24 protein-coding genes, 1 pseudogene and 1 riboswitch are annotated in these 23254 nt (G+C 66.1%); of the genes and pseudogenes, 17 read left to right on the top strand and 8 right to left on the bottom strand.

All coding sequences use genetic code 11. From position 1 onward, the window contains the following. Window positions 1-8 precede the first annotated feature (8 nt). The 3 genes from RPS27_RS20330 to RPS27_RS20320 all read right to left on the bottom strand — a co-directional run bounded on the left by RPS27_RS20330 (window position 9) and on the right by RPS27_RS20320 (window position 2563). Window positions 9-668, bottom strand: a complete 660-nt coding sequence (locus RPS27_RS20330; RefSeq protein ID WP_211416269.1) for a hypothetical protein — start codon at window positions 666-668, stop codon at window positions 9-11. A 119-nt stretch (window positions 669-787) separates the two neighbouring features. Continuing rightward, window positions 788-1477, bottom strand: coding sequence for a class I SAM-dependent methyltransferase (locus RPS27_RS20325; protein WP_211416268.1), 690 nt, complete (start codon window positions 1475-1477; stop codon window positions 788-790). 33 nt (window positions 1478-1510) lie between these two features. Next, window positions 1511-2563 (bottom strand): glycosyltransferase family 4 protein, encoded by a 1053-nt coding sequence (locus RPS27_RS20320; protein ID WP_212067706.1) that lies wholly within the window; start codon window positions 2561-2563, stop codon window positions 1511-1513. Between the two features lie 274 nt (window positions 2564-2837). Here RPS27_RS20320 and RPS27_RS20315 point away from each other — a divergent pair, with 274 nt between their 5' ends. Then, a complete protein-coding gene (locus tag RPS27_RS20315) occupies window positions 2838-3554 on the top strand; it encodes a L,D-transpeptidase (protein ID WP_212067707.1) in 717 nt (238 codons plus the stop codon). 111 nt (window positions 3555-3665) lie between these two features. After that, window positions 3666-4085: a c-type cytochrome gene (locus RPS27_RS20310; RefSeq protein WP_249131947.1), complete on the top strand. Its 420-nt coding sequence runs from the start codon at window positions 3666-3668 to the stop codon at window positions 4083-4085. Here RPS27_RS20310 and RPS27_RS20305 read toward each other — a convergent pair. Beyond that, on the bottom strand, window positions 4058-4348 hold the full coding sequence (locus RPS27_RS20305) for a hypothetical protein (RefSeq protein ID WP_212067709.1): 291 nt from the start codon (window positions 4346-4348) through the stop codon (window positions 4058-4060). The genes RPS27_RS20310 and RPS27_RS20305 overlap by 28 nt on opposite strands. Then, window positions 4341-5132: a DUF899 domain-containing protein gene (locus RPS27_RS20300; protein ID WP_374762356.1), complete on the bottom strand. Its 792-nt coding sequence runs from the start codon at window positions 5130-5132 to the stop codon at window positions 4341-4343. The genes RPS27_RS20305 and RPS27_RS20300 overlap by 8 nt, the downstream gene beginning before the upstream one ends. Before the next feature lie 141 nt (window positions 5133-5273). Between RPS27_RS20300 and RPS27_RS20295 the strand changes: the two genes are divergently transcribed. The 7 genes from RPS27_RS20295 to RPS27_RS20265 all read left to right on the top strand — a co-directional run bounded on the left by RPS27_RS20295 (window position 5274) and on the right by RPS27_RS20265 (window position 13254). Continuing rightward, complete coding sequence (locus RPS27_RS20295; protein ID WP_211416262.1) at window positions 5274-6494, top strand: helix-turn-helix domain-containing protein; 1221 nt, start codon at window positions 5274-5276, stop codon at window positions 6492-6494. A 30-nt stretch (window positions 6495-6524) separates the two neighbouring features. Then, window positions 6525-7160: a DUF6923 family protein gene (locus RPS27_RS20290; protein WP_194403970.1), complete on the top strand. Its 636-nt coding sequence runs from the start codon at window positions 6525-6527 to the stop codon at window positions 7158-7160. Between the two features lie 89 nt (window positions 7161-7249). Continuing rightward, window positions 7250-8818, top strand: coding sequence for a DUF4403 family protein (locus tag RPS27_RS20285; RefSeq protein ID WP_212067710.1), 1569 nt, complete (start codon window positions 7250-7252; stop codon window positions 8816-8818). Window positions 8819-8936: 118 nt separating this feature from the next. Continuing rightward, the gene (locus RPS27_RS20280; RefSeq protein WP_212067711.1) at window positions 8937-10046 is read left to right on the top strand and encodes an ABC transporter ATP-binding protein; all 1110 of its coding nucleotides are present in this window, start codon (window positions 8937-8939) and stop codon (window positions 10044-10046) included. A 65-nt stretch (window positions 10047-10111) separates the two neighbouring features. Beyond that, window positions 10112-11164, top strand: a complete 1053-nt coding sequence (locus RPS27_RS20275) for an ABC transporter substrate-binding protein (RefSeq protein ID WP_211416260.1) — start codon at window positions 10112-10114, stop codon at window positions 11162-11164. Between the two features lie 6 nt (window positions 11165-11170). Next, window positions 11171-12430, top strand: a complete 1260-nt coding sequence (locus tag RPS27_RS20270) for an ABC transporter permease (RefSeq protein WP_211416259.1) — start codon at window positions 11171-11173, stop codon at window positions 12428-12430. Beyond that, window positions 12427-13254, top strand: a complete 828-nt coding sequence (locus tag RPS27_RS20265) for an ABC transporter permease (protein ID WP_212067712.1) — start codon at window positions 12427-12429, stop codon at window positions 13252-13254. Before RPS27_RS20270 ends, RPS27_RS20265 begins: the two co-directional genes overlap by 4 nt. 111 nt (window positions 13255-13365) lie before the next feature. On the opposite strand, the gene RPS27_RS20260 is transcribed toward RPS27_RS20265, so the two are convergent. Next, window positions 13366-13902, bottom strand: coding sequence for a PRC-barrel domain-containing protein (locus tag RPS27_RS20260; protein WP_212067713.1), 537 nt, complete (start codon window positions 13900-13902; stop codon window positions 13366-13368). A gap of 217 nt (window positions 13903-14119) precedes the next feature. Continuing rightward, window positions 14120-14692 carry a hypothetical protein gene (locus tag RPS27_RS20255; protein WP_212067714.1) on the bottom strand — a complete coding sequence of 191 codons (573 nt, stop codon included), beginning with the start codon at window positions 14690-14692 and terminating at the stop codon, window positions 14120-14122. Between the two features lie 180 nt (window positions 14693-14872). Here RPS27_RS20255 and RPS27_RS20250 point away from each other — a divergent pair, with 180 nt between their 5' ends. After that, a complete protein-coding gene (locus RPS27_RS20250; protein ID WP_211416257.1) occupies window positions 14873-15673 on the top strand; it encodes a response regulator in 801 nt (266 codons plus the stop codon). Window positions 15674-15686: 13 nt separating this feature from the next. Continuing rightward, the gene (locus tag RPS27_RS20245) at window positions 15687-17012 is read left to right on the top strand and encodes an ATP-binding protein (protein ID WP_212067715.1); all 1326 of its coding nucleotides are present in this window, start codon (window positions 15687-15689) and stop codon (window positions 17010-17012) included. A gap of 9 nt (window positions 17013-17021) precedes the next feature. On the opposite strand, the gene RPS27_RS20240 is transcribed toward RPS27_RS20245, so the two are convergent. Then, a complete protein-coding gene (locus RPS27_RS20240; RefSeq protein WP_194403980.1) occupies window positions 17022-17222 on the bottom strand; it encodes a hypothetical protein in 201 nt (66 codons plus the stop codon). Window positions 17223-17464: 242 nt separating this feature from the next. Between RPS27_RS20240 and RPS27_RS20235 the strand changes: the two are divergent. The 6 genes and pseudogenes from RPS27_RS20235 (at window position 17465) to thiC (ending at window position 23197) form a co-directional block, all read left to right on the top strand. Further along, window positions 17465-18026: pseudogene (locus tag RPS27_RS20235) on the top strand (transglycosylase SLT domain-containing protein). Between the two features lie 183 nt (window positions 18027-18209). Beyond that, window positions 18210-18350, top strand: a riboswitch (TPP riboswitch). Next, complete coding sequence (locus RPS27_RS20230; protein WP_212067717.1) at window positions 18338-19360, top strand: FAD-dependent oxidoreductase; 1023 nt, start codon at window positions 18338-18340, stop codon at window positions 19358-19360. It overlaps the preceding riboswitch by 13 nt. Then, a complete protein-coding gene (thiS, locus tag RPS27_RS20225) occupies window positions 19351-19548 on the top strand; it encodes a sulfur carrier protein ThiS (protein WP_212067718.1) in 198 nt (65 codons plus the stop codon). The genes RPS27_RS20230 and thiS overlap by 10 nt, the downstream gene beginning before the upstream one ends. 184 nt (window positions 19549-19732) lie before the next feature. Next, a complete protein-coding gene (locus RPS27_RS20220; protein WP_212067719.1) occupies window positions 19733-20515 on the top strand; it encodes a thiazole synthase in 783 nt (260 codons plus the stop codon). Then, entirely contained in the window at window positions 20502-21110 is a 609-nt protein-coding gene (locus RPS27_RS20215; RefSeq protein WP_212067720.1) for a thiamine phosphate synthase, read from the top strand. Before RPS27_RS20220 ends, RPS27_RS20215 begins: the two co-directional genes overlap by 14 nt. A gap of 188 nt (window positions 21111-21298) precedes the next feature. Then, window positions 21299-23197: a phosphomethylpyrimidine synthase ThiC gene (gene thiC, locus RPS27_RS20210; RefSeq protein ID WP_212067721.1), complete on the top strand. Its 1899-nt coding sequence runs from the start codon at window positions 21299-21301 to the stop codon at window positions 23195-23197. Window positions 23198-23254: the final 57 nt, after the last annotated feature.

Raw genomic sequence — 23254 nt, 5'->3', positions numbered from 1 at the left:
TAGCGCGCTCAGGCGTGCTGCTCTTCGAGCGTGGGCTCGCCGATGAGGCCCAGCGTGTGCTCGGGGTTGAGGTGCAGGCCGGGATCCATCAGCTCACCGCGCATCAGGGCAAGCGGAGCACTGCGGTAGAGCATCAGATCGTGGAACGGATCGGTCAGGATCTTGGTCATCCAGACGAGGCCGGTCTCGACGTCGCGGATGAAGAACAGGTGCACGGTGCGGAACAAGAGGCCGCCGCCGCCGACCACGAGCCAGATCTTGGCGACCTGCCGCATGAAGTCGGTCGCGCCGGCCCAGGGCGTGAACAGGCCGAACAGCGTCGGGTCGAGGAACAGCACCAGCGGCGAGGCCGCCCAGATCGCCATCAGCACCACCTTGCGCTGCAAATTGTAGCCGACCTTGATCTCTTCCTTGTACTCGTGCGTCGCCTGGTTGATGTGGTCGTAGGTGTGCGGCTCGAAGAAGAAGTGACCGGCCTGGCGCGAGGTCATCGAGACCAGCCAACCGACCAGCGCGGAGACGACAGGGTCGACGAACAGCCAGACATAGGCGAAGAGGAAGCTCAGCGCGCTGACGAAGTGCAGGCTCTGATTGATGCGGCTGTGGTGATAGTAGCGATGGTCGTCCCAGCGCTGGATCCGCAGCTGCTCGAGATAATTCTTGATCATGCTCTTCCCCAAGATGCTTTCGGGTACCGGGTTAAACGGATTCGATGTACGCCGTGTGACAACATCATCCTGTCATGTGACGGCACGCAGCGGCGCGATGACGCACGCGACGCGTAGGCTCACGCCGCCTTGGCGATGTCGATCTTGCGGAAGCGCACCAGCGAGAAATGACCGAGCGGCGGAATCAAACGACGTTCGGCGAGCTCGATGCCGTGGGCGCCGGCCAGCCATTTCGCATAGCGCGACCAGGCGAACTCGGCGGTGCGGAAGCCGAGCGGACGCACCACCGGCTGCAGCTTCTGTTCGATGAACCGGCGCATGCCGGCGTCCGCGCTGACGCGGGTGAGGATGATCAGCTCGCCGCCCGGGCGCAGCACGCGGGCGAATTCGTCGAGCGCCTTCTCCGGGTTCGGCACCGCGGTGACGACATATTGCGCCATCACGACGTCGAAGGAATTGTCGGGAAATTCGAGCTTCTCGGCGTCCATCACCGCGAGGCCCTCGACGTTCTTCAGCTTGCCCTCGGTAACGCGCTGGCGCGCCTTGTCGAGCATGGCTTCCGAAATGTCGGTGCCGAAGATGCGCAGGTGCGGGGCATAGAGCGGCAGCGAGATGCCGGTGCCGACACCGACCTCGAGCACGCGGCCGCCGATCTTGTTGGTGGCCGCGATCGCGGCCTGCCGGCCCTTGGCGAACACGCCGCCGAACACGAGGTCGTAGACCGGCGCCCAGCGGTCATAGGCCTGCTCGACCGTGCCGCGGGTGAGGTCGAGCTGCTGGGTGCCGTCAAGGTTCATGATCTTAGCCATCGATGAGGTTCTCGCTGTGGGTCAAAGTATGGATCAACCGCGCACCGGCCGCCGCGCCATGCGGGGCGAAGCGCGCAAGACGCGGCTGGGCTGAAGTGAGGTGAGATTGCCGACGAACTGGCGCGCGCTGTTCTCCCAGGAACGCTCCAGCGCGAAGTTGCGACAGGTCTCGCGCGACATGGCGAGCGCGCGCAGGCACGCGGACCGCAGATCGTGGTCGATCGCGCCGATCGGATGATCGGCGATGACGTCCTTCGGGCCCGTGACCGGAAATGCGGCCACCGGCGTGCCGCAGGCCAGCGCCTCCAACTGCACCACGCCGAACGTATCGGTCAGGCTCGGAAACACGAACACGTCGGCGGCGGCGAGATGCGCGGTGAGATCGGCGCCCTTCTTCTCGCCGAGAAAGACGGCATCGGGATATTTCCTTTCGAGCGCGGCCCTCTGCGGGCCGTCGCCGACGACGACCTTGGTGCCGGGCAGGTCGAGCGAGAGGAACGCTTCGAGGTTCTTCTCCACCGCGACGCGGCCCATGGTCATGAAGATCGGACCCGGCAGGTCGAGCCTCGCCGGAGCGTCGGGATGGAACAGCTCGGTGTTGACGCCGCGCGTCCAGAAGCCGAGCCGCTTGAAGCCACGCTCGGACAACTCCTGCCGCAGCGACGGCGTCGCCACCATGGTCATGGCGGCGGCATCGTGGAAATGGCGCAGCACGGCATAGCCGACGCTGGCGGGAATGCCGGTCCGCACCGAGACGTATTCCGGAAAGCGCGTGGTGTAGGAGGTGGTGAAGGCGAGCCGGTTGCGCCGGCAATAGGCCCGCGCGGCCCAGCCGATCGGCCCCTCGGTCGCGATATGCAGCGCGTCCGGTGCCCCCTTCTCGATCCGCCGCGCGATCTCTTTGCCCGAAGGCAGCGCGATGCGCAGGCTCGGATAGGTCGGCAGCGGCCAGGACGGAAAGCCGTCGGGTGTCAGAAAGTCGATCTCGACATCGAGGGCCTTGGCCGCATTTGCCAGCGAGGTCAGCGTCCGGACCACGCCGTTGACCTGCGGATGCCAGGCGTCGGTCGCGATTAATACCCGCATGGGAAAATCCCGAGAGTTTGATGATTCTCAGGCATCGACCATCAACGAAGGATATTTCAGGCGTGTGACGTCATAGAAGTGTCCGCGGGCTGTTTTGTTCGTTAACGGGCGGACCCAGCCACGAAACCGTCATGAAACAATCCTTGCCGCCGTGAAACCGTTTTCGGTTTTCCGCGCAAATGTCCCGAAACGTTTTGCCGTTAGTGATCCAGGCAACAGAGCACCGCAACGGTGCCGCGGTGGCCAAGACCACCGAGCAAACAGGGGCGATCACATGTTCAATCTGGATATTTTCAAGACGTTTTCGCGCGCCGTTGCTTTCGGCGCAGTCGCGGTCTCCGCGATTGCATTCGCAGGTCCAGCCAGGGCCGCACCGGTGCAGATCTTCCCGTTCTTCCAGCCGCTGCCGCCGATGGCCGCGCCGCAGCCATTCCAGCCCTACCAGCCCTATCAGGCGCCCACCTACCAGACCGAGCCGTCCGAGGATCAGGACGCCGTCGAGATGCCGGCCCGTTTCCGCCGCCAGACCGTTTCCTATGCAACGCGCGAGGCGCCGGGCACCATCATCATCGATACCCCCAACACCTATCTCTATTACGTGCTCGGCAACGGTCAGGCGCTGCGCTACGGCATCGGTGTCGGCCGCGACGGCTTCACCTGGTCCGGCATTCAGTCGGTGACCCGCAAGGCGGAATGGCCGGCCTGGACGCCTCCGCCGGAGATGATCGCCCGCCAGCCCTATCTGCCGCGCCACATGGCCGGCGGCCCCGGCAATCCGCTCGGTGCGCGCGCCATGTATCTCGGCGGCACCATCTACCGCATCCACGGCACCAACGCCCCCGAGACCATCGGCAAGCGCGTCTCGTCCGGCTGCATCCGCATGACCAATGACGACGTCACCGACCTCTACTCCCGCGTCAACGTCGGCACCAAGGTCGTGGTGCTGCCGATGACGGAGCGCCGCGCCGAGCTCGGCACCGCGACGCGCTGAACCGGCAGGACATTGTGACGCAAACGGCCCCGGAACCCACCGGGGCCGCTTTCGTTTGCCTCGACATGTCGACGCGCGCTTGCTGCGGCGCGGTCCCCAATGGAGACGCAGATGCGATCACGCCTGCAATCCCCGCCGTATCGACGGCTGCACGCCCTCGTCTGCGCCGGCGCACTGACGCCGCTCGTGTCCGCCCCCGCCTCGCTCGCGCAGCAACCTGCGGGCGCTGAGGCAGCGCAGCAGGCCTTCAACAATTCCTGCCGCACCTGCCATTCCGTGAAGGAAGGCGACAACCGCCTCGGCCCCAACCTCAACAAGATCGTCGGGCGCAAGGCCGGCGCGCTGCCGGACTACAACTACTCCTCGTCGATGAAGGAAGCCGGCTTCACCTGGGACCAGGACAAGCTGACGCGCTTCATGCTCAAGCCGGACGAGGTGGTGTCGGGCAACAAGATGCAGCCTTATGGCGGCGTGTCGGCGGAGGAAGCCGGGAAGATCGTGGCTTACTTGCAGACGGCAGGCGGGCAATAGCCGCCCCGCCGCTCCGCAATCCACCTCAGCCACGCCGCCGAGTGAAACGCGCTCATCAGGAGATACATCGACACCATTCCGCCGAGCAGAGATCCCTGCCCGGCGCCGCACAGCATGTCCGCGGGGCCGCCGATCACAGCCGTCAGCACGGCCATGATCGCGAAGGTCGGGCTTGCCGCCAGGGCCAGCCATCTGGCGAGGTGGCGCGCGGCCACGACGCTTGCGCGGCCGGCGCTGGCGGTTGCGCTGATGGGACTAGTCACGTCCTTGCGCAGCCTCCTCGCGAAAGGCCTTCTCGCCGGCGGTAGAGATCTCGACCCACTTCTGGTCGGGCGCGGCGCCTTCCGTATAGCTGTCGTGCCAGTTCCACCATTTGTAGGTCGGCGTCTGCGGATAGCCTTTTGGCGAGTCTTCCCAAAGCTCCTGGCGGCCGAGCGGCGTGATGTCGAGATAGTTCCAGGTGCCGCCCATCTGCTCGTCGCCGCGGCTCTTGACGAAATAGGTGCGGAAGATGCGCGTCCCGTCGCGGTAGAACACGTTGGTGCCGTGCCATTCGTCGACGCCGAAATCGGCATCGAAATTGTCTGTTACGGTGACCCATGGCATGGTCCAGCCCATCCGCTGCTTCAGCCTGATAATATCGGCCTGCGGCGCGCGCGAGGCGAACACCAGCGTGGTGTCGCGGGCATTCAGATGCGCGACATGGGCGACCTGATCGGCCACCATGGAGCAGCCGCGGCAGGCGTGATCCGGCCAGCCGAACACGCCCGGCTCGAAGAACGCGCGGTAGACGATCAGCTGCCGCCGGCCCTGGAACAGGTCGGCGAGACTGAGCTTGCCGCCGGGCCCCTCGAACGCATAGGTTTTGGCCACTTCCATCCAGGGCATGCGCCGACGCTCGGCGGCCAGGGCGTCGCGGGCACGGGTATGCGCCTTTTCCTTCACGAGCAGTTGCTGACGGGCTGCCTCCCAGTCCTGCGGCGACACCACCGGCGGTGTTTGCATCACAGCCTGTCCGTTATTCGGTTCGTTCTGGGCTAATGTCATCATGACTCTCCAAATCTCTTATTCGGGCGATCGGCCTGCAGGTCGCGGAACCGCTCGCCCCTCACCGCACATCGTCGGCTGGCAACGATTTCTGGCACCGCGCGGTTGCGCGGTGGGAGTAACAAGTGTGGCGGGATTTGAATGGAGTCGCTGATCACGGCCGCCGCACGGGCGCTCGAGGCGGGCGATCCACTCGGTGCCCTGAACCGCGTTGCGCTGCGCAACGACGCGCCGTCGCTGGCGCTGCGCGGCATCGCGATGGCGCAGCTCGGCGACCTCGCCAAGGCCAAGTCGCTGCTGCGCAGCGCTGCGCGCGCGTTCGGCCCGCGCGAGGCGGTGGCGCGCGCCAGATGCATAGTGGCCGAAGCCGAGATCGCGCTGGTCTCGCGCGACCTCGGCTGGCCGGCGAGGGCTCTTGCCGCCGCAAGGGCGACGCTCGAGCACCACGGCGATCTCGTGAATGCCGCCCATGCGCGCCACATCGAGGCCCGGCGCCTCCTCCTCGTCGGGCGCCTCGACGAAGCCGAGCGCATTTTGGCCGAGCCCGGCGCCGCCCTGCTCCCGCCGGCATCGCAGGCCGTCCGCGCGCTCGTCGTCGCCGGCATCGCCATCAGGCGCCTCAGAACGAAAGACGCGCGCGCGGCGCTTGACCAGGCAGCGCGCGGCGCGAGGCTCGCCGGCATCCCCGCGCTCGCGGCCGAAGTCGAAAGCGCGAGCCGCGTGCTCGATGCGCCGGCGGCGCGGCTGATCACGCGCGGCAACGAGCGGCCATTGCTGCTTGCCGAGGTCGAGGATCTCCAGACATCCGAGGCGCTCGTCGTGGACACGTTCCATCATTCGATTCGCAGGCGCGGCACCGTCGTGCCGCTCGGCACGAGGCCGGTGCTGTTCGCCCTCGTTCGCGTCCTGGCGCAGGCCTGGCCCGCGGACGTCTCCCGGCAGACGCTGATCGCGAACGCGTTTCGTGCCAGGCATCTCGATGAATCGCATCGCGCGCGGTTGCGCGTCGAGATCGGGCGGCTCCGCACTAAGCTGAGCCCACTTGCCGATGTGACCGCGACGAAACAGGGTTTTGCGCTGACGCCGCGCAAGACGCGACAGGTTCTCGTGCTGGCGCGGCCCGTCGAGGAAAAGCACGCGAGCATCCTCGCCTTCCTCTCCGACGGCGAGCCCTGGTCGAGTTCGGCGCTCGCGCTGGCGCTCGGAACGAGCGCGCGCACGGTGCAGCGGGCGCTCGACGAGCTGGCACGCGCGAACAAGGTGCAATGCTTCGGACATGGCCGGGCGCGGCGCTGGATGACGCCACCCGTTCCGGGTTTCCCGACAGGCTTGTTACTCCCCACGCCGCTCCTGAAGTCGTAACGTCAAGGCCACATCACAGGGAGCGAGCAGATGAAGCGTTCAGCCGCCGAGATCGTCAGGGAGTATGGGCCGTTCGAGGGCGTCGAGGCCGTGCATGGCGTCAGCTATGACGGCAGCCATGTCTGGTTCGCATCCGGCGACAGATTGAATGCGGTCGATCCTGAGAGCGGCAAGGTCGCGCGCTCCATCGACGTCGCCGCGCATGCCGGAACGGCATTCGACGGAAGGCACCTGTTCCAGATCGCCGAGGATCGCATCCAGAAGATCGATGCGGCCTCGGGCAAGGTGCTCGGCACGATTCCGGCGCCGGGAGGCGGCGGCGATTCCGGCCTCGCCTGGGCCGAGGGCTCGCTCTGGGTCGGGCAATACCGCGAGCGCAAGATCCATCAGGTCGATCCGGAAACCGGCAAGGTTCTTCGCACCATCGAGAGCAAGCGCTTCGTGACCGGGGTGACCTGGGTCGACGGCGAGCTCTGGCACGGCACCTGGGAAGGCGAGGACAGCGACATCAGGCGGATCGACCCTGAGACGGGCAAGGTGCTGGAGCAACTCGACCTGCCCGCGGGCACAATGGTCTCGGGCCTCGAGTCAGACGGCGGCGACCGCTTCTTCTGCGGTGGCGGTCCTCGCGGCAATGTGAGAGCAGTCCGCCGTCCCCGCCGTTAACCCATTCGCCGCAATTCCACCCCATCGTTGCGCTCTAGCGCCCTCCTCGCTCGCCCTGTAAAATCTCGTCGGGGCGGCCTGGGGGATAGATGCGACTAACGTTGAACTTGAAGACCATCACGATCGCCGTCGCAGTGCTCGCGGCGTCGTTCTTCATCAGCTTGAAGGCGATGGACTGGCTCGCGCCGCGCGCGACGAATTCGGCGCCGCCGGTCGCACAATTGCCGCCGCTGCCACCGGTCGCGAAGAGCTCGATCGTGATCGCGCCGGTCGCGATCGCGATCGCGGCGATCCGCGAGCAGGCCGAGAAAGCCGCGCCGCGCAATTTCGCAGGCAAGGCCGACAACCCCGTCTCGCAGATCCTGGAGAACGCCGACATCGGCTGGACCGCCGTGCGCGGGCCGATGGCAGCGGCGGGCGACAAGGACGTGCTGACGATCTCGACACCGCTCTCCGGCAAGCTGAACGTGACGGGCTCGCTGTCGGCGAAGGCCACGGGCGCGCTCGGTGACGCGCTCGGCAGCGTGCTCGGCGGTGACGCCGCGAAGCGGATCGGCGCCGTCAACATCAAGAATTTGAACGCCAGCGCCGAGATCAAGGGCAACGTGGTCATCACCTCGCGCCCGAAGCTCGCGGCCAACTGGCATCTCGAGCCCAATCTCGGCGCCCAGGTCAATCTCGGCGACACCAACGTCAACGTCGCCGGCGCCAAGGTCAACGTGCCGGCGCAGGTCAAGCCGCTGATCGACAAGAATGTCGGCGAGCAGATCAACATCGTCTCCGAGCGCATCCGCAACGATCCGAGCCTGCGCGAGAATGCGAAGCTGCAATGGGCCAAGGCGTGCCGCTCGATCCCGCTGCAGGGCTCGGGCTCCTCGGCCGCGCTTCCGCCGCTCTGGCTGGAGATGAAGCCGATCCGCGCCATCGCCGCGCAGCCGCGCGTCGACGCGCAGGCCGTGACGCTGCTGATGGGCCTGGAAGCGGAGACGCGCGTCACCTCGACGCCGACCAAGCCGGACTGTCCGTTCCCCGACAAGATCTCGATCGTGCCGCCGAGCGGCACCGGCGTGAACATCGGCGTTCCCATCGACGTGCCCTTCACCGAGATCAACAAGCTGATCACCGCGCAGATGGTGGGCCGCACCTATCCCGAGGACGGCTCCGGGCCGGTCGACGTCACCGTGAAGAGCGCCAACGTGATCCCGTCCGGCGACCGGCTGCTGATCTCGCTCTTGGTGCGCGCCAAGGAGAAGAAGAGCTGGCTCGGCCTCGGCGCCGAGGCGACCGTGCACATCTGGGGCCGGCCGGTGCTCGACCAGGCGCAACAGACGCTGCGGCTCACCGACATCCAGCTCGCGGTGGAATCCGAGGCGGCGTTCGGCCTGCTCGGCGCCGCGGCGCGCGCCGTCGTGCCCCAGATGCAGCAGGCACTGCTGCAGAGGGCAACGCTCGACCTGAAGCCGATCGCCGCCAACGCGCGCGAGAAGATCGCCGCCGCCATCGCCGATTACCAGAAGAGCGAGGACGGCCTCAAGGTCGACGCCAAGATCGACAGCCTGACGCTGGCCGACATCGCCTTCGATTCCAAAACGTTGCGCGTGGTCGCGGAAGCCGGCGGCTCGCTGAATGTATTTGTGAGCAAGCTGTCGGGGATGTAGCGGCTCCCACGCCTCTTCATCCCTCGCACCGCTGGCATTCTCATCCGAGGATGCTAAGCTGCCCCTTGCAACCTCGAACGAGGTGCTGACAGCATTGTAGCGGCAAGCCGAGGACAACATGGAAGCCGGCATGGTGACGCCCGCGCCGGCATTGGTGCGCTTTTCCGGCATTCAGAAGACCTATGATGGCGAGCATCTCGTGGTGAAGAACCTCGATCTCGACATCAGGAAGGGCGAGTTCATCACCCTGCTCGGCCCGTCGGGCTCGGGCAAGACGACCACGCTGATGATGCTGGCCGGCTTCGAGGTTCCGACCCATGGCGAGATCTATCTCGGCGAGCGGCCGATCAAGAACATGCCGCCGCACAAGCGCGACATCGGCATGGTGTTCCAGAATTACGCCTTGTTTCCGCACCTGACGATCGCCGAGAATATCGCCTTCCCGCTATCCGTTCGCAAGACGAGCAAGGCGGAAGCGCAGGAGCGCGTCAAATCGGCATTGCGCATGATCAAGATGGAAGCCATGGCGCAGCGGCGGCCCGGACAGCTGTCCGGCGGGCAGCAGCAGCGCGTGGCGCTGGCGCGCGCGCTGGTTTTCAACCCGCAGCTCGTGCTGATGGACGAGCCGCTCGGTGCGCTCGACAAGCGCCTGCGCGAACAGATGCAGCTGGAGATCAAGCAGCTGCACGAGAAGATGGGCATCACGATCGTCTACGTCACTCACGATCAGAGCGAAGCGCTCACCATGTCGGATCGCATCGCCGTGTTCAACGACGGCATCGTGCAGCAGATCGACAAGCCCGACGCGCTTTACGAGCACCCGGTGAACAGCTTCGTGGCCCATTTCATCGGCGAGAACAATGTGCTTTCAGGCACCGTCGAGACGGTCGAGAAGGACTATTGCCGCGTCGCGCTGGCCGGTGGCGGCGCGGTGACCGCGCGGGCGGTCAACATCCAGGGCGCTGGCGCGTCCACCTCGCTGTCGGTCCGGCCGGAGCGGATCGCCATTGTCCCGGACGGCGCGTCCTGCGACGGACCGAACCGCCTGCCGGCGAGGGTGCAGAACACCATCTATCTCGGCGATCACGCGCTGGCCGTGCTCGACGTCGCCGGCAACGGCGAGTTCATGGTCAAGCTTCAGCCGGGCGCACATGACGGCCTGAGACAAGGTGAAAGCGTATTCGTCAGCTTCCGCCCCGAGGACTGCCTGGCGCTCGATCCGGTCTGACCCAACGCAAGCGGACCTGACATACTCAACCTCAACGCAACTCGCATGAAGAAGGAACCAGGACCATGATGAAGCGCAAGACGATTGCTCTGGGTTTCGCCGCGGCGTTCGTTGCCAGCGCTGCGCTGATGACGGTCGCAGAGGCGCGTGACCTCACCGTCGTGTCGTGGGGCGGCGCCTATCAGGATGCCCAGAAGAAGGTCTATTTCGAGCCGTTCAAGAAGGCGGCCGGGATTGCCATGAACGACGAGTCCTGGGACGGCGGCGTCGGCGTGTTGCGCGCCAAGGTGCAGGGCGGCGCCGCCACCTGGGACGTCGTCCAGGTCGAGAGCGACGAACTGGCGGTCGGCTGCGAGGAAGGCCTGTTCGAGAAGATGGACTACACCAAGATCGGCGGTGAGGCGGCCTACATTCCGCCGTCGGTCAATCCGTGCGGCGTCGGCGCCATCCTCTATGACTTCGTGCTCGGCTACGACAAGGACAAGCTGAAGGAAGCCCCGAAGGGCTGGGCCGACTTCTTCGACACAAAGAAGATCCCGGGCAAGCGCGCTTTGCGCCAGGGGCCGAAGACGACACTGGAGATCGCGCTGATGGCAGACGGCGTCCCGCCGAAGGACGTCTACCAGGTGCTGGCGACCGACGATGGTGTCGATCGCGCGTTCATGAAGCTCGACACCATCAAGGGCGACATCGTCTGGTGGAAGGCCGGCGCCCAGCCGCCGCAACTGCTCGCCTCCGGCGAGGTGGTGATGACCTCGGTCTACAACGGCCGCATCGACACCGCGAACAAGAACGAGAAGAAGAACTTCGGCATGGTGTGGGACGGCGCGCTCTTCACCCTCGACAGCTGGGTCATCCTGAAGGGCAGCCCGAACAAGGACGCGGCCTACAAGTTCCTGGACTTCGCCGGCAAGGCGGAGAACCAGGCGAAACTGTCGGAGCAGATCGCCTACGGCACCTCGAACAAGGACGCGGCCGGCAAGCTCGCGCCCGCCGTCCTGAAGGACCTGCCGACCGCACCCGACAACATCAAGAACGCGGTCGAGATCAACGTTGCGTTCTGGCTCGAGAACATCGACCGCCTGACCGAGCGCTTCAACAAATGGGCGGCGAAATAGCCACCCATGACAGCGTCCGCGACCAGTGCCGATGCGTCGACCGAAGTTCCGCTCAAGCGCCGATTGAGGCGTGCAGAGCGGGCACGTCAGGTCAAGGCATTGGCGCTGGTTGCGCCGCTTCTCGTCTTCCTGCTCTTCACCTTCGCCGGGCCCATCGCCGGCATGCTGTGGCGCGCGGTCGATGACCGCGAGGTGCGCCAGGTTCTGCCTCAAACCATAGCTGCTCTCGCCGAGTGGGACGGCAAGGAGTTGCCGGACGAGAAGGCCTACGCGGCGTTGGCGAGCGACGTCCAGGCGGCGCGCGCCTCCGGCACCATCGCCATCGCGGCCAAGCGGCTGAACTACGCGCTGAACGGTTTCCGCACGATCCTGACCAGCACCTCACGCAATCTCAAGACCGCGCCCGAACCCGGCACGGCCAAGGAGACTCTAGGCAAGATCAATCCGGCCTGGCGCGAACGCGCGACGTGGACGACGATCAAGGACGCCGGCGGCCCCATCACGGGCTTCTACCTTCTGGCCGCGCTCGACCTGACGCGAAACGTGGACGGCGCGATCGTCGCGGCCCCGCCGGACCAGGCCATCTACCGCAGCCTGTTCGCGCGCACCTTCGTCATCAGTCTCAGCGTCACCGCGCTCTGCCTCATCCTGGGCTTCCCCGTCGCCTACCTCCTGGCGACGCTGCCGCCGGGCAGGTCGAACCTCCTGATGATCTTCGTCCTGCTGCCGTTCTGGACCTCGCTGCTGGTCCGCACCTGCGCCTGGATCGTGCTGCTGCAAAGCAAGGGCGTCGTCAACGACAGCCTGCACTGGCTCGGCATCATCGACGAACCGTTGCGCCTGATCTACAATCGCTTCGGCGTCTGCGTGGCCATGACCCACGTGCTGCTGCCGTTCATGATCCTGCCGCTGTACAGCAGCATGAAGGCGATCTCGCCGGCTTACTTGCGGGCCGCCGCCTCGCTCGGCGCACCGCCGCTCACCGCCTTCCTGCGCATCTACCTTCCGCAGACCCTGCCCGGCGTCAGTGCGGGAAGCCTGCTCGTCTTCATCCTGGCGCTCGGCTATTACATTACGCCGGCCCTCGTCGGCGGCGCCGCCGATCAGATGATCAGCTACTTCATCGCCCTCTACACCACCGAGACCGCCAATTGGGGCCTTGCTTCCGCGCTCGGTGCGGTGCTGCTGCTGGCCACCATTCTCTTGGCGCTGGTCTATGGCAAGCTGGTGCAGGGCCAGCAGGTCACGGGAGGCATGAAGAATTGAGCGACAATGCCTCCCTGCGCACGCCGAGCCAGCGCATCGCGTGGACAACGACCCTCGTGGTCTCCACGCTGGTGTTCATTTTCCTGATCGCGCCGATCCTTGCGATCATGCCGCTGTCTTTCAGTTCGAGCTCGTACCTCACCTATCCGCTGCCCGGCCTGTCCTTGCGCTGGTACGACGACTTCATCAATTCGCCGCGCTGGATGAATTCGCTGAAGAACAGCGTGATCATCGGCGTCGCCTCGACGGCACTGTCCATGGTGCTCGGCACGCTGGCAGCGCTGGGGCTGGCGCAGTGGAAGAGCCGGTTCAAACCGCTGGTGCTGGCTTTCGTGCTGTCGCCGGTCGTCGTGCCCGGCGTCATCACCGCGGTCGGCCTGTATTTCTTCTTCGCGCCGATTGGCCTCACCGGCAGCTATCTCGGCCTGATCCTGGCCCACACCGCGCTGGCAACGCCGTTCGTGGTGATCACGGTCGGCGCGACGCTGCAGAGCTTCGACACCAATCTGGCGCGCGCCGCCGCCTCGCTCGGCGCCTCGCCGCTTCAAGCGTTCCGCCGCGTGATCCTGCCGCTGATCCTGCCGGGCCTCGCATCGGGCGCGCTGTTCGCCTTTGCGACCAGCTTCGACGAGGTGGTGATCGTGCTGTTCATGGCAGGTCCCGAGCAGCGCACCCTGCCGCGCGAGATGTTCAGCGGCATCCGCGAGAACATCAGCCCGACCATCACGGCCGCAGCGGTGATCCTGACGACAGTCTCGGTCATCCTCCTCGCCACCATGGAAGCCTTGCGCCGTCGCAACGAACGGCTCAAGCGTGGTGGTTGAAAGGACTCCTTCCTTCGTCCTCTCCCCGCAAGCGGGACGAGGTAAGAGAAACGACACGACAGCGCGCCCGGTGAAAACCGGGCGCGCTTCGTTCAGATGGCTAGAAGCCCATTACTCCGAATACTTGAACTCCGGCATGTTCTTCAGCTCGTCCTTGCTGGCATTGAACACGGCGTGATCCGGATACCATTTCGAGGTGGACGACGTCGTGGTCGCGGCGGGCTTGGTGTCGGCGGTGCCGGTCGCAGCGCCCGTGGTCGTGGTCGCGGCGGGCTTCGCGCCGGTGCCGGTGCCGGTGCCGGTGTAGGCGACGGCCTCGTTGACGAACTTCAGCTTCTCGTAGGGCACGGCAACCAGATGCTCGCCCATGCCGAGGAAGCCGCCGACGCCGATCACGGCAATCTTGATGTCACCGCTCTTGTCCATCAGCAGGTCGTTGATCGTGCCGATGTTCTCGTTGGCTTCGTTGTAGACCTTCAACCCGTCCATCTTGGACGTACGCCACTGTCCCGATGCGGTGGTGGTGGTCGTCGTGGCGGTGGTTGCCGCAGGCGCCGCCTTGTCGGTGGTGGCGGTCGGCGACTGCGCGAACGCAACGGTCGTGAGCAGTGCAGTGCCGGCAAGGCCGGCGACGATCGTCTTCATCATGTTGTCCTCTCCTTCAACGAAAAACTCGTGTGGAGAAAACAGCGCTGATCACGCGCAGTTCCGTGCGCGCGGCAATTTCGTCGCGCGATGCGAGTGCAAGAACTTCGCAAGGGTGTTCCTGCGTCACTCAGTAACATTTTGCGACGCACGGTTCCCCGCCGACGATCGTGCGCCCTGGGTGAAGCACGATCGCGGCGAGGAGCCGCGTCGCTCGGGGTCAGCTCTTGTAGTCGATCAGAAGCGCAGAGAAGCCGGAGCTGCCGGATGAGCCGCCGTTGGCGCCGTAGGACGATGTCGACGATTGCGATTGCTGCAGCGCCTGGAGGAACTGCTGCAGGATCTCGGCAATGGTCTGGTCGCTGGAGCTGCTGCTGGTCGTGTCCGTGGACGACGAGGAATCCGAGGAGCTGTCGTCCGGCGGCGGACCGGGCGGCGGCCCGCCTGCGCCACCGGGGCCGCCCGCCCCGCCGGGACCGCTCGCGAAGGCGGACTGAAACACGCCCTTGAGCGCTTCGGCCTGGTCCGAGGTCAGCGTCCCGTTCGACACCTCGTTCGAGATGAGATCGTCGATCTTCGACTGCATGTCCGCCTTGGAGGGGCGCGTGCCGCTCGACCCATCGCTCGACCGGCTCTGCTGGAGTGCCGTGTCGATGTCGGTCAGCGCCGTCGAGAGCGCGGACTGATCCGCCGACGAGACCGTGCCGGCGGACACTTCCGATTGCAATTCCTGCTGCAGCCGCTGCAGCGGCGACTGGATGTTGCCGGCGGAGGCCGCCGAAATCGAGGTCATGATGACTCCGTGGGTTTTGCGGGGTTTCACTGCTGTCCACGCCACGGTATGGTTAACGGCCTTAACGAGACCTTGCTGCTCCGCGATCACACGATTGCCGCCTGTTGCGGGACGCGGGACAGAAACAATCCGAAACAAAAATCTTCGCCATTTGGCCCGAATCTTGGACAAACAAAGCGCATGGCCATTCCCAATCCCAACATCCTGGTCGTCGAGGACGACCGCGAAACCCGGACGTTGATTGCGAAGTACCTGCGCAACAACGCCTGCAACGTCACCGCCGTGAGCGACGGCCGCGAGATGTCGCGCGCCATGGCCGATCACCGCATCGACCTGATCATTCTCGACGTCATGCTGCCCGGCGAGGACGGTCTCAGCCTGTGCCGCAAGGTGCGTGCCGAGGGGCAGACGCCGATCATCATGCTGACCGCGCGCGGCGAGGACGTCGACCGCATCGTCGGCCTCGAGATGGGCGCGGACGATTATCTGCCAAAACCCTTCAACCCGCGCGAGCTGCTCGCCCGCATCAACGCGGTGCTGCGCCGCCAGGCCGCGGCGCAGGCGGCGAGCTCGATCGAAGGCGCCTCCACGCTCACCTTCGAGGGCTGGCACATCGATCTGCGGCTGCGCGAACTGCGCAATCCGGAGGGCGCGCGCGTCGCGGTGACCAGCGCCGAATTCGATCTGCTGCGCACCTTCTGCGAACGGCCCGGCCGCGTGCTGTCGCGCGACAGCCTGCTCGACCTCACGCAAGGGCGCAACACCGGCTCGTTCGAGCGCTCCATCGACGTGCTGGTCAGCCGCATCCGCCGCAAGATCGAGCCCAACCCGGCCGATCCCACCCTCATCAAGACGGTGCGCTCCGGCGGCTATCTGTTCACGCCGCGAACCCAGGTCGCAAATCCTCAAGCGGCAAGCCTTCCCGCGGCAAGCACCCAGGCAGCAGGCATTGAAGCGGTTGCGGCGCCCCTGAGCAATTAAGGGGACGCCGACGATGAAGCCGTTCGGGTTCTTCCACCTCAAGGGGATCGGCGGGCAGATCGCCGCGCTGGTGCTGGCGTCGACCCTCGCGCTGCATCTCGTCGTTACCACCGCCTTCCTGATCAGCCGGCCGGATCGCCCCGACACGCCGCCGGACGGCGCGCACCAACTGACCGATGCCGCGCTGCTGCTCGGCTCTGCCGAGCCCGGCGAACGGCCCCGCCTCGTCGCCGATCTCGCGCGCGCCTTCCCCAAGCTCGGCATCGAAGTGCTCGCCCCGGGCACCGCAAGCGTCGAGGAGAGCGACAACCAGCACCTGCGCGCAATGCGCCGTCATCTCGGGCGCGGCTACAAGCCGGTCCAGCTGGCCTCGATCGACAACCAATCCCGCATCGGCATCGAGTTGCCCGACGGCACCCTGATATCAGGGCATGTCGACGGCGGGCCGCGGCCATGGTTCTGGGGCGCGCCCTGGCTGATGGCGCTGATGAGCGCCTTCATCTGCGTCACCGTGCTCGGCCTGTGGGCGGCGCGCGCGCTGGCAGCTCCCCTGTCGTCCTTCGCCAAGGCCGCCGAGAATTTCAGCCTGGACGGCGGGGCCGAGCCGCTGCCGGAGCGCGGCCCGGAAGAGATCCGCTCGGTGGCGCGCGCGCTCAACCGCATGCACGAGCGGATCGCCCGCCTGATGTCGGACCGCACCCGGATGCTGGCCGCGATCAGCCACGATCTGCGCACGCCGATCACGCGGCTGCGCCTGCGCGCCGAGTTCATCGAGGACGAGACCAACCGCAAGCGCATGCTGATCGACCTCGACCAGATGCGCGCGATGCTGGAGAGCGTGCTGTCGCTGCTGCGCAACGACCGCAAGGTCGAGGCCGTGACGCTGGTCGATATCGCCAGCACGCTGCAGCTCGTCGCCGACCAGTTCGGCGACATGGGCCATGTCGTGCATTACGACGGCCCGGCCTCCGCGACCGCCGCCGCGCGGCCCGACGATCTGCATCGCGGCGTCACCAACCTCGTCGAGAACGCGGTGCGCTTCGGCGCCGAGGTGACGATCCGCCTCGACGTCTCCGGCAGCAGGCTCGTGATCGACGTCGAGGACGACGGCCCCGGCATTTCGGACGCGCGCAAGCAGGAGATGCTGGAGCCGTTCGTGCGCGGCGACGATGCGCGCACCATGGACGAGTCCACCGGCTTCGGGCTCGGCCTGTCGATCGCGCGCGCCATCGCGCTCGCCCATGGCGGCGAGCTGTCGCTGCACGACCGCGAACCGCACGGACTGATCGTGCGGATGCAATTGCCGCTGTGGCAGCAGCCGCGCCTGGCTGCGGCTTAGGATCGCCCGTTACGCCGCGAGCGGCGGGTGCTCGACGGCCGCCTCCTCGAAGATCGCCACCGCCTCGAAGCGATAGTTGCAGGCGTGGCAGGTCCAGAGATAGGAGACGCGCCCCTCGCCCGGCTCGATCCAGTCGGGCCGCGGGATCGGCGTGCCGCACTGGGCACAGGGGTTTTGCCTGGGGGTGTCGCTGAGGACTGCTTTTGTCATGGCACCTCTCCCGATTTGCTAGCCGCTTCCTACTCGCTTTCGCGCGCTTGTGCGACTAGACAGCCTTGCTGCCGCGAGCGGGGGTCGTCCGCCCTGAAGGAACCCTTAGCCCGGCATTGAGTCGTAACAGCGGCTCGGCGCCGCAAAATCGTCAGCGGCGGCGTTTGGTCACATCATCGCCGCGTTCGGGAGGCCTATCGGCAGCTTGGCGCAGGTCACCTAGAGGGCCTCAGGGATATCTTATGAAGATTTTACGCATTGCCGCGCTGCTCACGGCCGGACTGACATTGCCGCAGGCGGCCTTCGCCGGTGAAGCCGAATATGCCGAGATGGTCGCGGCCCATGCCCGCGCCAACGGCGTGCCGGAAGCGCTGGTGCACCGCGTGATCATGCGCGAGAGCCGCTATCAGCCCCACCTCGTCGGCCGGGGCGGCACCATCGGGCTGATGCAGATCAAGCTCGCGACCGCGCGCGGCGTCGGCTACACCGGCGATGCCGCGGGCCTGCGCGATCCCAACACCAACCTCACCTATGCCGTGAAATACCTCGCCGGCGCCTATCGCGCCGCCAATGGCGACCACGCCCGCGCCGTGCGCTATTTCGCCGGCGGCTATTACTACGCCGCCAAGCGCCAGCGTCAGGAGGCCGTACAGGTGGCCAACATGGGCGAGACCATGGGCCAGGGGGGGTATGGGTCAACCTTGGCTGGAGCCGAACGGCAATCCGCAGCCGATGTTCGGCAATGTGCCGCACCGCAAGCTGGCCCAGCGCGTGCGCAACGCGCGGGCTCAGGCCTCGCGGTAACTCTCCGTGTCCCGGACGCGCCGCAGCGTGCAATGCTGCTGCGCAGAGCCGGGACCCAGCATCCCACATAAGCATGGGCCCCCGCTCAGCAGCGCACCACTGCGTGATGCGCTGCGTCCGGGGCACGAGCGGTGAGGTTCCCACCTAACGCGTTGACCACCCCGCCCCACTGTCCTACATTAGACCCGTTCCGAGGGGTGCTCCGAGGAGGAGCTGAGATACCGCTAAACGGGCAATGCCGATCAACCGGCTTGCCAGGACCGCGGTGACCCTTTGAACCTGATCCGGGTCATGCCGGCGAAGGGACAGGGATGTTGCAAACGACCAAGCGACCGGATTCACCGGTATCCATCATCGGCGCAGGCATTGCGGGCGCTTGGCAGGCCCTGCTGTTCGCACAGGCCGGCCATGCCGTGACCTTGCACGAGCGCGGTGACGAGGCGATGACGGACGCCACCAGCCATTGGGCCGGCGGCATGCTCGCGCCCTATTGCGAGGCGGAGGTCGCCGAACCCATCATCAGCCGGCTCGGCCTGCGCTCGCTCGACGTCTGGCGGCGCGAGCTGCCCGACACGCCGTTCAACGGCTCGCTCGTCGTCGCCCATCCGCGCGAGCGCAACGATTTCGAGCGCTTTGCCCGCATGACCGAGGACCACCGCCGGCTCGACGCCGCCGGCCTCGCCGCGCTCGAACCGTCGCTGGAGGGCCGCTTCCGCGACGCGCTGTTCTTCCCGGCCGAGGGCCATGTCGAGCCGCGCCGCGTGCTGCCGCAGCTGCACGAACGCATCCGCGCCGCCGGCGGCACCATCAAGTTCGAAAGCGACGTCACCGTCGACGATCTCGCAAAAGACCCTGACGGCATCGTGATCGACTGCCGCGGCCTCGGCGCCCGCGACGAGCAGCCAGAGCTTCGCGGCGTCAAGGGCGAGATGATCCTGATCGAGACCGCCGAGGTGCAGCTGGCCCGCCCGGTGCGGCTGATGCATCCGCGCTGGCCGCTCTACGTCATCCCCCGCGAGAACAATCTGTTCATGCTGGGCGCGACCTCGATCGAGGCCGAGGACACCGGCGTCAGCGTCCGCTCCGCGCTGGAGCTGCTCGGCGCCGCCTATGCGGTGCATCCGGCGTTCGGCGAAGCCCGCATCGTCGAGTTCGGCTCGGGGCTTCGTCCCGCTTTTCCCGACAATCTGCCGCGCATCGGCATTCGCGGCCGCAGGATCACCGTCAACGGCCTCTATCGCCACGGCTTCCTGATCGCCCCCGCGCTCGCCGAGCTGACGCTCGCCTATGTCGAGCGCGGCCAGATCGACAACGAGGTGATGCAATGCGTCTGATCGTCAACGGTGAGCAGCGCGACGTGAACGCGGCCAGCGTCGACGCGCTGCTCGCCGAGCTCGACTACGAAGGCACCCATTTCGCGATCGCGCTGAACTACGACGTCGTGCCGAAAAGCCGCTGGGCCGAGACGCGCCTGAAGGCCGGCGACGAGATCGAGATCATCACGCCACGGCAGGGAGGGTGAGCGGGATGGCACGCTCCCTCCACTTGTCGTCCCCGCGAACGCGGGGACCCATAACCCCAGGGAGCGGTTGTGGCAGTCGGTCTCTCCCCACGTGCCCCGCGAGAAATCACGCGGTATGCCCCGCTTTCGCGGGGAGGACAGCTACGTTTGCGCTGACACCGTCATTTGAGGAGACACCTTCGACATGGTGACCTTCTACGGCAAAACCTTCGCCTCGCGCCTGCTCATCGGCAGCGCGCTGTATCCCTCGCCGGCGATCATGCAGAGCGCGATCCGCGCCTCCGGCTCGAACATCGTCACGGTGTCGCTACGGCGTGAATCCGCCGGCGGCAAGACTGGCGACGCGTTCTGGAACCTGATCCGCGAGCTCGACGTCACCGTGCTGCCGAACACCGCCGGCTGCCGCACCGTGCGCGAGGCGGTGACCACCGCAAAACTCGCCCGCGAATTGTTCGGCACGAGCTGGATCAAGCTCGAGGTCATCGCCGACAACGACACGCTGCAGCCCGACGTCGTTGGCCTGGTCGAAGCCGCCACCATCCTGATCAAGGACGGTTTTGAGGTATTCCCCTATTGCACCGAGGATCTCTCGGTGGCCAACCGCCTGGTCGATGCCGGCTGCAAGGTGGTGATGCCATGGGCCGCGCCGATCGGCAGCGCCAAGGGCATCACCAATCGCGATGCGCTGAAGCTGATGCGCGACCGGCTGCCCGATATCACCCTGGTGGTCGACGCCGGCCTGGGCGCGCCCAGCCACGCCGCGCAGGCGCTGGAGCTCGGCTATGATGCCGTGCTGCTCAACACCGCGATCGCAAAGGCCGCCGATCCCGTCGCGATGGCCAAGGCCTTCCGCCTCGGTATCGAGGCCGGCCGCACCGCTTACGAGGCCGGGCTGATGAACGTCCGCGACTTCGCCTCCCCTTCCACCCCTGTCGTTGGGACCCCGTTCTGGCATGCCGTATCCTGATCGATTTTATCCCGTCGTCGACAGCCTTGCGTGGGTCGAGCGCCTCACAAGACTCGGCGTCGGCACCATTCAGCTGCGCGCCAAGGAGCTCGACGACGGGCAGGCCTTGCAGATGGTCACCGACGCGCTGGCGATCACGAAAGGCACGCAAGCCAAGCTGGTCGTGAACGATTATTGGCGCGCTGCGATCGTCGCCGACGCAAAATATCTGCATCTCGGCCAGGAAGATCTCGCAGAGGCCGACCTCAAGGCGATCCGCGAAGCGGGCCTGTCACTCGGCATCTCCACCCATGACGATGCCGAGCTTGAAACCGCGCTCCAAGCCAAGCCCGATTACGTCGCACTCGGCCCGATCTTCTTCACCACGCTCAAATCGATGCGCTTCGAGCCGCAGGGCATCCCTAAGATCACCGAATGGAAGAAGCGCATCGGATCGATCCCGCTGGTCGCCATCGGCGGCATCAAATTCGAGCACGCCGCGGAGATCTTTGCCGCGGGGGCGGATTCGATTGCGGTGGTCAGCGACGTCACGCAGAATCCCGACCCGGACGCCCGCGTGCGGCAATGGCTCGGCCTGTCGAACGAGGGGGCGTGATGCGCCTCGCTCACACTTTTCCCCGTCACCCCCGCGCAACGGCGAAGCCGTTGTCGCTGGAGGTGGCCGCGCAAGCGGCCCTCGAAGGGCGACGGCCCGGCTCCATCCTTCGAGGCTCGCAAGTGCTCGCACCTCGGGATGACGAACAGCACGCAACGACGCGATAATCATATTCACCGGAGGATCCCATGAACATCCGCTCCAACCCCGAAAAAACCGTCCCCGCCGTCACCACCGGCCCGCTCCCCTCCTCGCGAAAGATCTTCGCCTCCCCGGACGCCGCGCCCGAGCTGCGCGTGCCCCTGCGCGAGATCATCCTGTCCGAAGGCGCGGGCGAGCCGAACCTGCCGGTGTACGACACCTCGGGCCCCTACACCGACCCCTCCGTCACGATCGACGTCAACGCCGGCCTTGCCCGCAGCCGCAAGCAATGGGTTCTGGAGCGCGGTGGCGTCGAGGAATATGAGGGCCGCCAGATCAAGCCGGAAGACAACGGCAGCGTCTCCACCGACAAGGCCGCGCGCGCCTTCTCGGCCTATCACAAGCCGCTGCGCGGCCTCGACGGCCACAAGATCACGCAGCTCGAATTTGCTCGCGCCGGCATCATCACTAAGGAGATGATCTACGTCGCCGCCCGCGAAAACCTCGGCCGCAAGCAGCAGCTCGAGCGCGCGGAAGCCGCGCTCGCCGACGGCGAAAGCTTCGGCGCATCGGTGCCCGCCTTCATCACCCCGGAATTCGTGCGCGACGAGATCGCGCGCGGCCGCGCCATCATCCCCTGCAACATCAACCACAGTGAACTCGAGCCGATGATCATCGGCCGCAACTTCCTGACCAAGATCAACGCCAATATCGGCAACTCGGCGGTGACCTCCTCGGTCGAGGAAGAGGTCGAGAAGATGGTGTGGGCGATCCGCTGGGGCGCCGACACCGTGATGGACCTCTCGACGGGCCGCAACATCCACACCACCCGCGAATGGATTTTGCGCAACTCGCCGGTGCCGATCGGCACGGTGCCGATCTACCAGGCGCTGGAGAAGTGCAACGGCGATCCCGTCAAGCTGACCTGGGAGCTCTACAAGGACACCCTGATCGAGCAGTGCGAGCAGGGCGTCGACTATTTCACCATCCACGCCGGCGTGCGGCTGTCCTACATCCATCTCACCGCCAGCCGCGTCACCGGCATCGTCAGCCGCGGCGGCTCGATCATGGCGAAGTGGTGCCTGGCGCATCACAAGGAGAGCTTCCTCTACACGCATTTCGATGAGATCTGCGACCTCATGCGCAAGTATGACGTCTCGTTCTCGCTCGGCGACGGCCTGCGTCCGGGCTCGATCGCCGACGCCAACGACCGCGCGCAGTTTGCCGAGCTCGAAACCCTCGGCGAACTGACGAAGATCGCGTGGGACAAGGGCTGCCAGGTCATGATCGAGGGCCCCGGCCACGTGCCGATGCACAAGATCAAGATCAACATGGACAAGCAGCTCAAGGAGTGCGGCGAAGCCCCGTTCTACACCCTCGGGCCCCTGACCACCGACATCGCGCCGGGCTACGACCACATCACCTCGGGCATCGGCGCCGCCATGATCGGCTGGTTCGGCTGCGCCATGCTGTGCTACGTCACGCCGAAGGAGCATCTCGGCCTGCCCGATCGCAACGACGTCAAGACCGGCGTCATCACCTACAAGATCGCCGCCCACGCCTCTGACCTGGCCAAGGGCCACCCCGCCGCGCAACTGCGCGACGACGCTCTCTCCCGCGCCCGTTTCGACTTCCGCTGGAGCGACCAGTTCAACCTCGGCCTCGATCCGGATACCGCGAAGAACTTCCACGACGAGACCCTGCCGAAGGAAGCCCACAAGGTCGCCCATTTCTGCTCGATGTGCGGTCCAAAATTCTGCTCGATGAAGATCACGCAGGACGTGCGCGACTACGCGGCGACGCTGAACGATCCGAACTCGGTGGGCATGTCGCTGGCCGGCACCGCCGAAGACGGCATGGCCAAGATGAGCGCGAAGTTCAAGGAGATGGGCGAGAGCTTGTATCTGGATGCGGAGAAGGTGAAGGAGAGTAATCGGGTGTTGTGACCTACTCTGCAAATAGCATCCGTCAATGGCAAAAGACCGGGTAAGCGCCCGGTCTTT

The sequence above is a fragment of the Bradyrhizobium sp. WYCCWR 12699 genome (assembly GCF_032144035.1).
Lineage (GTDB): Bacteria > Pseudomonadota > Alphaproteobacteria > Rhizobiales > Xanthobacteraceae > Bradyrhizobium.
This window is presented reverse-complemented; position numbering and strand designations above follow the sequence as displayed.